Here is a 10,672-nt window from a genome sequence, read left to right on the forward strand (position 1 = left end):
GGGAGTTGTGGACTAGCAGAGAGTCTGTACAGCACCTGCGGCGTTCGTTGTCGTACCAGCACGCCGACGGTCGGCGTCGCTGCCACATCGGCATCGATGCAATCGCGTCCACAAGCGGTCAGTGCGGCAATGATGGCTTGTTTCAGCATGATTCCGCTGCTGCGGCCATCGCGACCGACCACGATCGGACCGGCGGGCAGTTTCGAGGCATACGCGCCCACAAAGCGAACCGCGACGTCCGGTGTGAATGACTCGCCGACAATACCACGAAGCCCACTGACACTAATGATTAAATCGCTCATGAAGAAAATGTCTGTTCGATAGGAAGAAAGAGTGAAAGGAAGCGAGTTAGTTTTCTCCCCCACGTTGCCAGTGACCCTGCAAAACAAATAGAATCACATTCTTACGAAGGAGCATCCACGCGGGTGGGCCATTCAATGGAGACGATTCGTGCCCCAAACGCCACTAAGGTCGACCCAGCCATCGATGCAGCGGTGACATTTGGGCAAGTTGGGGGCGATGGCAACGATAAAGTTGCTGCGAGCGAATCACTCGTTTGGCTGACACGCGTTTTAGTTTGATTAGCTTAACTGCGAAACCAGCATGTCGGGCGTCCTGCCACTGTTTTTTTGATTACTGATTATTTTTCCGGAGCGATTCGTGCAAGAACTATTAACCGCTGTTGAAACCGCTGCGAGCGAGTCCAAGATCAGCAAGTCTGCGGCCGGCCACATTCGTTCATGGTTAACCGAAGATCGCTATGCACCGTATCGCGACGAAGTGGCCAAGCACATCCGCGAACAGCAGTGGCAGAAACTCGACGACGTCTTTTGGACCATCATTCCGTTTGGCACCGGAGGGCGTCGCGGCCGGATGTATCCGATCGGCTCCAATGCCATCAACGACCGCACGATCGGTGAAAGCGCTCAGGGATTGGCCAACTACGTCGTCGACTACGCCAAACGCCAAGGAAGCAGCGAGCCCTTGTCATGTGCGATTGCCTATGACACGCGTCACCAATCACGTCACTTCACCGAACTGTGTGCAGGCATCATGGTCGCGGCGGGATTCAAAGTCTATTTGCTGGATGATTACCGAGCGACGCCGCAGTTGTCGTTCGCGGTGCGTCACAAGAATTGCGATTGCGGAATCATGGTGACGGCCAGCCACAATCCGCCTAGCGACAATGCCGTCAAAGTTTATTGGTCCAGCGGAGCTCAGGTGTTGCCGCCGCACGACAAAGCGATCATCGAGCAAGTGATGTCGTGCCAAGAGATCAAGGCCGTTCCGTTCGCCGAAGCATTAGCCGATGGACGCGTCGAAGTGGTGACCGAAGAAATCGACAAAGCGTTTCTCGATGCCGCCGCAGCGCAGGCATTCGAAGGACCGCGTGACGCCAAGATTTTGTATTCGCCGCTACACGGTGTCGGTGCTGCCGCCGTCATGCCGCTGCTCGAGCGTGATGGCTTCGCAAACGTCGAAGTCTACGGACCGCACGAGGAGAGAAGTGGTGACTTTCCGAACGTGCCTGGACACGTCTCGAATCCGGAAAACAAAGCTGTCTTTGACGAGCCGATCCAATACGCTCGGTCTCAAGGAATTGATCTGATCCTGGCAACCGATCCTGACTGTGACCGGTTGGGTGTCGCGGCGCCAAAAACCGCCGATTCGGCCGGCCCATGGGGCACGTTTGACGGCAACCAAATCGGATCGCTACTTGCCGACTATGTGCTCTGCAAACGTGAAGCCGCCGGAACGTTGTCCGCAGACCACTACGTTGTCAAAACACTCGTCACCAGCGAACTGATTCGTCGTATCGCCGAAGACTATGGCGTTCGCTGTGTCGGTGACCTATTGGTCGGGTTCAAATACATTGCCGAAGTCATCGATCGCGAAGGTCCTGACCAATTTGTGTTTGGCACCGAAGAATCGCATGGTTATTTGGTAGGACAATACGCACGAGACAAAGACGGTGCGGTGGCCTGCATGTTGATGAGCGAATTGGCAGCCGAGTTAAAGGCTCAGGGCAAATCGCTTCATTCGCGTTTGGCCGATCTGCATCGCAAACACGGCTACCATAAGGAAGCCTTGATTAACTTGGTGATGGAGGGCAGCGAAGGCATGGCGGCGATGCAGCGGTTGATGAAAGCGTTCCGTGAAACGCCACCGAAATCGCTGGCTGGAATCGCAGTCAAGCAGATCCGCGACTACGCAAGCCAAACCAAATTGGATGTCGCCAGTGGTGAGAAATCGGCACTTTCCGGTCCCAATGGCGACCTGATCATCTTGGACTTGGACGAAGAAGGAAACTACGTTGCGGCGCGTCCAAGCGGAACCGAACCGAAGATCAAGTTGTACGTGTTTACGCGAGTTTCGCCCGCGGATTCGCAAGACCTTGATGCTGCGGGTGACACGATTGTCAAACGACTCGAAGGCATCGAGAGTGACATGCGAGCGTTTGCGAAAGAGAATAGCTAACGCCGCCGCGGCGTCCGTTGGAAAGCGACAACGATGTCGCGACTTCAATACTAGCTAGCGGTTTTAGCGTTGCGGCGCGAGCCGCCCGGGCTAATTTGAACATTTTACTCGCGCCAACCGGGCGGCTCGCGCCGCACCGCTACTGTGCGCTGGTATTCTAAGTAGTGGGCTCGACGTCGCTTCGCGCGGCGAGTGTTTTTGCAGGAGGGGTCACGGTGACATATTTTGTAGGGATTGATGTTGGGGGAACGACCTCGACCGTTGCGATCGGAAACGAGGACCGCGAGATCCTCAAAATCTCGGATCAGTTTCCAACACGGTCTACCGAGGGCCCGACCGCGACCGTCGAAGACCTTACCAACGCAGTCGTCACCGAGCTGCAGAATCTCAATAGAACAATCGCCGACGTCCAGTCGATCGTGATTGCCACCCCCGGGCCAGCCACGCTGGATGGTGTGTTGTTGACCACGCCCAATTTAGCGCATCCCGATTGGGTCAATTTTGGAATCCGCGAAAATTTGCAGACGCGATTATCGCAAGCCGGTGGTAAACCGCCCGTGCGTTATCTCGGAGACGGTCAAGCTGCGGCGTTGGGCGAGTACGTGATCCGCACGCAAAGTCTGCGTTGGAAAGATGCACCGCCGTTTGATCCCAAGGACCATCAACCCGACAAGCTCGATTCGCTCTTTTTCTTGGCGGTCGGCACGGGGTTGGGGGGCGGCGAAGTGTCTCGAGGCAAAGTGGTTCGAGGTTGCGAAGGTCGTGCCGGACATGCGGGGCACGTGTTTCTGCCCTACGACGCGTTTCGGTACGATCATGATCGCCAATTAAAGGTGGGGAACGCGTACAGTTCGGCCGAGTCGGCAATTTCGTTAACCGCGCTGACTCATCAACTCGGTTACCGTTTGACGCTGCCACAATGGAGCGATCACCCGCTGAATTCGCTGGATTGCGCGATCAAAGACAAAGCGAAACAGCTCCGTGAACTCGCCGCCGCGGGGGACGCGTTGGCCATTGAATTGTTTGACGATCAAGCTGCCGCGTTGGGCGTTGCCATGTTGATCATCAACTATATCGGTGACTACGATCTGCTAGTGATCGGCGGCGGCGTCTGCGATTTGTCGGACGAATTACGTCGCCGATATGTCAAACAGGCCGAATTGGCTTATTATCGTCACGCGTTAGATGGGTTTCGCAACCTTCCCGGATTGGTGTTTTCGCGGTGCGGTGATCAAGCGTCCGTTATTGGGGCGCTCGCCGAAGCATACGAAGAAACCTAAGTCCGGCGATTTTTGGCGAATCGTCGTGTCGTTTCCGTATTTTATCCCGGCTTTTCTTGCTTTCTCGGCGTGACACGGCGGTCGCCCCGTTTACTCGTTTGCCCTCCTGTTTTTAATTCATGACTATTGAACAAATTGAGAAACTGATTCCGCACCGCAAACCGATGCGGCTTGTCGACGAAATCGTTTCGATGAACGAGACCGAGATTGTTTGCCGCAAAACATTCAGCGAGGACGAGTTTTTTGTGCAAGGGCATTTCCCGAACCACCCCATCGTGCCTGGTGTGATCCAGTGTGAATGCTGTTTGCAGGCCGGTGCGATTTTGCTGGCTCAGATCGCCGAAATGGCCGACGACGCGGTACCCGTGGCAACTCGCTTGGACAATGTCAAATTTAAAAACATGGTTCGACCGGGCGACACCGTGGAAATCCACGCAAAATTGGATGATCAAGTCAGCAACGCATTCTTCTTGACCGGCAAAATGCTACTTGGCGGGAAAGTCACTGCACGATTAAACTTCGCCTGCACGGTCGCCAATCCTGGTTGAGCATTTAGCTAGAGGCATTCGCTGAAATCCCATTGGCGGCTTTGGTAAACGCTGTGAAGTTGATTTAATCGTTTAACAGTCAGCCGAAGGCGTACTTGCATCCGTTAGAGCACGCCTATCGGCTAACGGTTAAACAACGCATTCCAAGCTCCCGTAGCCGTCCCTCTATCCATCCGCCATTTCTCTGCTGATACCACTGTGAATTCAACTCCGTCTAACGAACCCGTCGCCGACTTTTTGTCTCTCCGTGATAAGACCATTTTGATCATGGGCGTTGCCAACAAAAAAGCGTAGCGTTTGCTATTGCGAAAGTGCTACGTGCTGCCGGAGCCAACGTGATCTATAGCGTGCGAAGCGAGTCGCGAAAAGAAAGTCTCAGCAAATTATTAAGTGGTGAGAAAGTGCTGGTTTGTGATGTCGAAGATCAAGCTCAAATTGACCAGCTTGCTGCCACGCTGGAGTCCGACGGAGTTACGATCGACGGACTGGTCCACTCGATTGCGTTCGCCGATTACCCCGAAGGCATCCGGCCGTTCCATGAAACCACGCGTCGCCAATTTCTGCAGGCGGTCGACATTTCCGCCTATTCGTTAATCAGCGTTTGCAATGCGTTACGCGACCGTTTTGCCAAAAATGCGTCGGTGGTCACGATCGGAATCAGCACCACACGGATGGCGAGTGAAAGCTATGGGTTTATGGCGCCGATCAAAGCGGCGCTGGAATCGTCGTTGGCGTTTCTAACCAAATCCTTCAGCCGATTCAGCGAAGTGCGGTTTAATGCCGTTTCGGCGGGGCTGCTGAAAACCAGTGCGTCCGCCGGTATCCCAGGCTACGTGGATTCCTATCTGTACGCCGAAAAAGTGATTCCGCGTGGCCGCGCGGTCACGACCGATGAAGTCGCCAATACGGCAGCGTTTCTGCTCAGCCCCCGCAGCAGCGGTGTCGCAGCCCAATCGATCGTCGTCGATGCCGCGATGGCAATCAATTATTTTGATGCCGAGGTCGTCCGCGCTGTCACGGCTCAAGATATTGATTAGCATTGCCGCCGTGCAAACGCATCATTTCCCTTTCATCGCATTCCCCTTTGCTCTCTCGTATTTATGAATCGCAAAATCTATATCAATGGCCAGTTCTATGACCGCGAAAACGCAAAAATCAGCGTTTTCGACCATGGGTTGCTCTATGGCGATGGGGTCTTCGAAGGCATGCGAATCTACAGCGGCACCGTTTTTCGGCTGCAGCAACACCTCGAGCGTCTTTGGGAATCCGCCCGGGCGATCGCATTGACGATCCCGATGACGATCGAGCAATTGACCAAAGACGTCAATGCAACCGTCGCTGAGAACGGACTGACCGATGGTTACATTCGTCTGATTGTCACTCGAGGCGCCGGCCCGCTCGGGCTCGATCCATTTCGCTGTGTGGATCCGCAAGTCATCATCATTGCCGACAAAATCGCACTCTACCCCGAGAGCCACTACACCGAAGGGCTGAAATTGGTAACGGCATCCACGATCCGAAACCACCCGGCCGCACTGAGTCCACGGATCAAGTCGCTCAACTATTTGAACAACATCATGGCCAAGATCGAAGGCCTCAATGCGGGCTGTATCGAAGCGGTGATGCTGAACCACAAGGGCGAAGTCGCTGAATGCACCGGCGACAACATCTTTCTGGTTAAAAATGGTGTTTTGACGACGCCGCCGATCGACGCGGGGATCCTCGAAGGCATCACGCGTAACGCAGTATTGGAACTGGCCGTCGCCGCAGGAATCGAAACTCGCGAAACTCCGATGACACGTCATGATATCTACATCGCGGACGAATGCTTTTTGACCGGCAGCGCCGCCGAGGTGATTCCCGCTGTGCAAATTGACAATCGCATTATCGGTGACGGAAAACCAGGTCCGGTGACCCTGCGGTTGAATGAAGCATTTCGCAAATTGGTCCACCAATCGTAGACGCGGCCTGATTGCGGATCATGCGAATTCAAGTCGCTCGCCCGAGCGGCGAAACAGCTGCACATTGTAGCGTGGCGTCTGAAGTGTCACGCTGTCGCCAACTTGCACGCCACAATCATGTTCGAGGATTGCGTTGACGTGATCACCGATCATGGTGTCGCGGTTGGCTAATTCGAAACGAGCCTGGCAGCGACCGCCAAACACTTGCCGCCAACGACAGACTGCCTTCACCGCAAACATTCCCGCGGCCGGCGAATCGTTGGCAATCGCGAAATGCTCAGGACGGATCGCCACCAAAATGTCGTCGTCGAGTGCATTCTGCTGATTCACCGAGAATTTGTCGGGCCACAATGACATCAGCTGGTCACGACAAAACGGTGCACTCAGCACATTCATCGGCGGCGAACCCAATGATCGAGCGACCGCGATACAACACGGGTGGTGATAGATCTCCTCGGGCGTTCCTACTTGCACAATCTTTCCGGCGTGCATCACCGCGATCCGATCGGCGATCCGCATCGCTTCGTCACCATCATGCGTGACATGGATCGTGGTGCCTGGGATCTCACGGTGCCAACGAATCAGATCCTGCTGGAATTGATGTCGTACCACGCCATCGAGTGCCGACAGCGGTTCGTCAAGCAGCCGTACCGCAGCTTGGCGGACGACCGATTTTGCGAGTCCAGCACGACGCAATTCGCCTCCACTTAACTTCTCTGGACGGCGATCCAGTAGCGAAGCGAGCTGCAAGCGTTGCGCGGCCTGTGCGATCCGCCGATCCGTTTCCAACGCCGAAATAATTCCGCGCATCGGATACGCCAACGTTTCACGAATCGTCATGTGAGGGTACAACCCGTCGCCCTGGAACATCAGCGAGACATCGCGTTTGCGTGCTTTCCACTGCGTGACGTCCACGGCGTTAATCATGACACGTCCTCCGTTGGGCGATTCAATTCCCGCGATCACTCGCAACGTCGTCGATTTGCCGCAACCGCTTTGCCCTAGCAGCACCAAATACTCATCTTGCCGCACGTCCAACGAGAGCGAGTCCAAGACGAGGTGGCTCGCAAAGCGTTTTTCGATCTCGCGAAGCTGGACGGCGGACATGGGCTGCGGAGGGGAGATAAGGTGAAACAGATTTCGCGAACGCAGTTACGCTCGGATGCACTACAATAGAAGGCATCCTCCGCCAAAACAACCGAAGGACTTCGCGATGGACTTAATAATCGCACTGCTGATTACGACGTCGATGACGGTGATCATCATCGTGTTGGTCGCTTGGTGGCTGCGTCCCAAACCGAGGGATGCGTCTAACACGGCGGTATCGAATCTGGCATCGATCGTCCTGGCGTTTGCGGTGCTGGCGTCCTTTTTGTTGTTGTACGCCACCAAGGACCGAATGGGGTGGGCGACGTTGCTGCCGTTTTCCTCCGCAATCATTTTCTCGAACTGGACTGCGTTTGCGTTGGCTGTCGCCAGCGGGGCTGCGTACCGGTTGCCACATCGTCCTTTGTGGAGACGCGGATTGGCGGCATCGCTGATGGCAGCGTTGGCATTGGCGACTCTCGTTCAACCGGTCTTGCAGCCCATCTTCCGCCCGGTCACGGGTTCGAACATGTGGGATTCAAAACAGGTCTGTATACAATCGCATACGAATACATGTAGCGCCGCAGCGGCGGCAACCTTGCTTAAAAGTGTCGGGATCGAAAAGACCGAAGCTGCGATGGTCGGTCACTGTTTGACCGATGCACGCGGTACACCGTCACTCGGCCTGTGGCGTGGACTCTCGTTGGCGACAACGTCGACTCGTTACCGCCCCAAAGTGCTGCACACGGATGTTGAAACTTTGCTGAGGCGAGGGCCTTGGCCGGCGGCATTGGTGGTGGGTTTGCCCCGTTATGGCGCTGATCCGATTTATGTTCATCGCTACGGTTGGGACCCAGGATTTCGCCACTCCATCGTTTTGTTTGGGCGAAACGACGATGGGATGCTCGATATTGGCGACCCTTCGATCGGCCGCGAAACGTGGAGCGACGATGATTTGCGGGTGTTGTGGCGAGGCGAAGGCGTCACGCTGGTCCGCCGCTAAAAACGTCCCCGCGTCCCCATTCGATCGCAATGATCCCGCGGTCCCCCCCTTGGTTTGCAGCGTCCCGAAACCCCGGAAGGTGACGGAATAACGATCTTTACGACCATTTAATGTTGACTGCGATTTATTCGATGTCGCTCCGCACGCTGGTGAACCTGCCGTAGAAATCCGTGTCGCGACCGAAACAATTGTTGCCCTTGCCCCCCCGGCATGATGATAATAGAGGATGTATTCTTGAAGTTCTTTGGAGCCCCGCCGATGAAAACCTGCCTAAAACTCTCCCTTTCTGCTGCTGTGCTTTTCTCTGGATTGATGCTTGGATTGACGTCAGCGGAGGCGTTTGCCGACGACGCGGCAGTTTCTTCGACGTCGCAAACCGAGGCGGCCTACCAGCCGAAAAGTAAAGCCGAACTACGACGGTCGCTGAATCGGATGCAGTACGATGTCACCCAAAACGAGGCCACCGAACCCGCCTTTCGAAACAAATATTGGGACAATAAGAAAACGGGCACCTACCGCTGCATCGTTTGCGAACAAGAATTGTTCGACAGCAAGACCAAATTCAAATCGGGAACGGGGTGGCCTAGTTTCTATCAACCCATCGACGAAAAAGTGGTCGGGTTTCGCAACGATTGGCGATTGATCTACACCCGTGTCGAAGTGCATTGTTCGCGATGTGGTGCCCACCTCGGACATGTCTTTGATGACGGTCCCAAACCGACCGGCAAACGGTATTGCATGAATAGTGCCTCGCTTGATTTTGTCGAAGCCGCCAAGCCGAGCAAAGAAGCCAAGAAAGACTAGCGTGGTCGATGCGTTGTTGATTTCTGGATGTTTGCACCGTTTGCTTTATCCAGTCCACAAAAAAAGCGTAAGCCACCCAGGGCCTACGCTTTACCGCTTAGCGCTTACTCGTCACGCTGCTTAGAAGCGGATGGTGAACCGCGAACTGCCGCCGCCAATCGTGATCCCACCGCGTGAGCGAGATCGATGCGAGTGCGAATCGTGGTCGTTGTGATGGTCGCGATGCCCAAAATTGCTGCTTGAGGGACGTGCGTTATAACCACCCCACCGACTGGTGTAGCCGTTCCATCCGCTCGAATACGGTGTTGAATAGACGACCGGGGTGCGAAGTGATTGGATGTCCGAACGTAGATGGTGAATGTTGTTTTCGATTGCGTTGAGCATGATTCGTACATGCGACGTATTGCCGTGAACATGACCATGTCCGTACGCGGCACGACGTTCGATACCATCAAACAGCGACTCAAGATGATGGAATTTCGAATCCAGCATTGCGAGGTCGCGGTCCAAATGACTGACGCTCGAGTGATGATGGGCAAGTTCGTGAATATGGTCCGCTAATCTCGCCATCTCTCGTGCGTCGCTTACCAGATGCCGATATTCCGGCGTGTGTCGATAGTGGCTCGTTTCACCCACAAGTTGGTTCGCTTGGACGGCGATCTTCAGTGCCAGATGATCGATGTGCTCGTACGTATCCGCCGAAGCGGTGGTGCAGAACGCGGTCAGGCAGAGTGCCAGCGAAGCAAAGGTTTTGTTGATAACGGCCATTTGATTTTTTCCTTGGTTGGTAAATTTTTCTTGCAGTCGGGCTGCCTAACCAAAGAAAACGCATGTGCCATGCCAATTCAAATTTCCAATGCGCGATTTGCTATGAAACCCCGTGTTTTACGGGAGTTTCACGGGCTTGACCAAATGAGTTTCCGTTTGCCAGGTCGAGTCAATGTGATGGCGCGTCGCGAAAATGTGTAGTCAATGTGAATGCGTGTTTGAGATCCATCGAAATCTGCAGCCGGGGTAGCGAAATTCCGTGGGACGTGAGTCCTAAGAAAATCGCTTCGCTGCGAGGCTTGATGCCGTCGCGGATGCTGCTGCGGCTCGCACTAGCGATTCTGGCGCCAATCCACAAAGGCGTGGGTTCGAGAGGCAAGTGGTAGTGAAACGCTTGCCCCTTGCCGAACGTGCGAAGCGAACGTTGCGTGCACCATTTCCAGCGTGATCCGTCCATCGGTATCGCTGCAAAGTGGCGGCCGGTTTTCGTTGATCGAGTCGATCAGATCGCGAGCGGGTAAGAGATGTTTCATCACCAACGCTTTGATGTCGGTGATTGGTTCTGGTTTATCGATCCCGCCGCTGCTGATATTGACCCAGCGGCGTGGCGTGGACGTTGGGCGAAACGGATTGCCCTGCAGAAGATGGACGAGAGGTTCTGTGTCCATTCGCAAATCGATCACTCCGTCGGTTCCAATGATCTGAATTCCGAATCCGGCCTTCGCCACTCCTGCCCCTCGGATT

General features: G+C 54.9%; 8 protein-coding genes and 3 pseudogenes. 7 read left to right on the forward strand and 4 right to left on the reverse strand.

The window, feature by feature from the left end; translation table 11 throughout:
* Nucleotides 1-302, reverse strand: a pseudogene (locus RMSM_RS27650) (phosphoglucosamine mutase); the annotation flags it as partial.
* A gap of 358 nt (nucleotides 303-660) precedes the next feature.
* Here RMSM_RS27650 and RMSM_RS27655 point away from each other — a divergent pair.
* From RMSM_RS27655 to ilvE, 5 genes and pseudogenes are all read left to right on the forward strand, one after another.
* Nucleotides 661-2,478, forward strand: coding sequence for a phospho-sugar mutase (locus RMSM_RS27655; protein WP_008704869.1), 1,818 nt, complete (start codon nucleotides 661-663; stop codon nucleotides 2,476-2,478).
* 215 nt (nucleotides 2,479-2,693) lie between these two features.
* A complete protein-coding gene (locus RMSM_RS27660; RefSeq protein WP_144058012.1) occupies nucleotides 2,694-3,758 on the forward strand; it encodes an ROK family protein in 1,065 nt (354 codons plus the stop codon).
* 119 nt (nucleotides 3,759-3,877) lie between these two features.
* Nucleotides 3,878-4,306, forward strand: coding sequence for a 3-hydroxyacyl-ACP dehydratase FabZ family protein (locus RMSM_RS27665; RefSeq protein ID WP_008704873.1), 429 nt, complete (start codon nucleotides 3,878-3,880; stop codon nucleotides 4,304-4,306).
* Between the two features lie 267 nt (nucleotides 4,307-4,573).
* Nucleotides 4,574-5,343 (forward strand): annotated as a pseudogene (locus RMSM_RS27670) (enoyl-ACP reductase FabI).
* A 63-nt stretch (nucleotides 5,344-5,406) separates the two neighbouring features.
* Complete coding sequence (gene ilvE, locus RMSM_RS27675; RefSeq protein WP_008704878.1) at nucleotides 5,407-6,267, forward strand: branched-chain-amino-acid transaminase; 861 nt, start codon at nucleotides 5,407-5,409, stop codon at nucleotides 6,265-6,267.
* Nucleotides 6,268-6,285: 18 nt separating this feature from the next.
* Here the strand turns inward: ilvE and RMSM_RS27680 are convergent, their stop codons facing one another.
* A complete protein-coding gene (locus RMSM_RS27680) occupies nucleotides 6,286-7,374 on the reverse strand; it encodes an ABC transporter ATP-binding protein (protein WP_008704881.1) in 1,089 nt (362 codons plus the stop codon).
* Between the two features lie 106 nt (nucleotides 7,375-7,480).
* Here RMSM_RS27680 and RMSM_RS27685 point away from each other — a divergent pair, with 106 nt between their 5' ends.
* On the forward strand, nucleotides 7,481-8,356 hold the full coding sequence (locus tag RMSM_RS27685) for a cysteine peptidase family C39 domain-containing protein (RefSeq protein ID WP_008704884.1): 876 nt from the start codon (nucleotides 7,481-7,483) through the stop codon (nucleotides 8,354-8,356).
* A 258-nt stretch (nucleotides 8,357-8,614) separates the two neighbouring features.
* Nucleotides 8,615-9,160: a peptide-methionine (R)-S-oxide reductase MsrB gene (gene msrB, locus RMSM_RS27690; RefSeq protein WP_081614353.1), complete on the forward strand. Its 546-nt coding sequence runs from the start codon at nucleotides 8,615-8,617 to the stop codon at nucleotides 9,158-9,160.
* Between the two features lie 120 nt (nucleotides 9,161-9,280).
* Here msrB and RMSM_RS27695 read toward each other — a convergent pair whose 3' ends face one another.
* Together RMSM_RS27695 and RMSM_RS27705 are read right to left on the reverse strand one after the other, a co-directional pair.
* Nucleotides 9,281-9,928 (reverse strand): hypothetical protein, encoded by a 648-nt coding sequence (locus RMSM_RS27695; protein WP_008704888.1) that lies wholly within the window; start codon nucleotides 9,926-9,928, stop codon nucleotides 9,281-9,283.
* A 332-nt stretch (nucleotides 9,929-10,260) separates the two neighbouring features.
* Nucleotides 10,261-10,672: pseudogene (locus RMSM_RS27705) on the reverse strand (gfo/Idh/MocA family oxidoreductase); the annotation flags it as partial.

Source organism: Rhodopirellula maiorica SM1, assembly GCF_000346295.1.
GTDB classification, from domain to species: Bacteria; Planctomycetota; Planctomycetia; order Pirellulales; family Pirellulaceae; genus Novipirellula; species Novipirellula maiorica.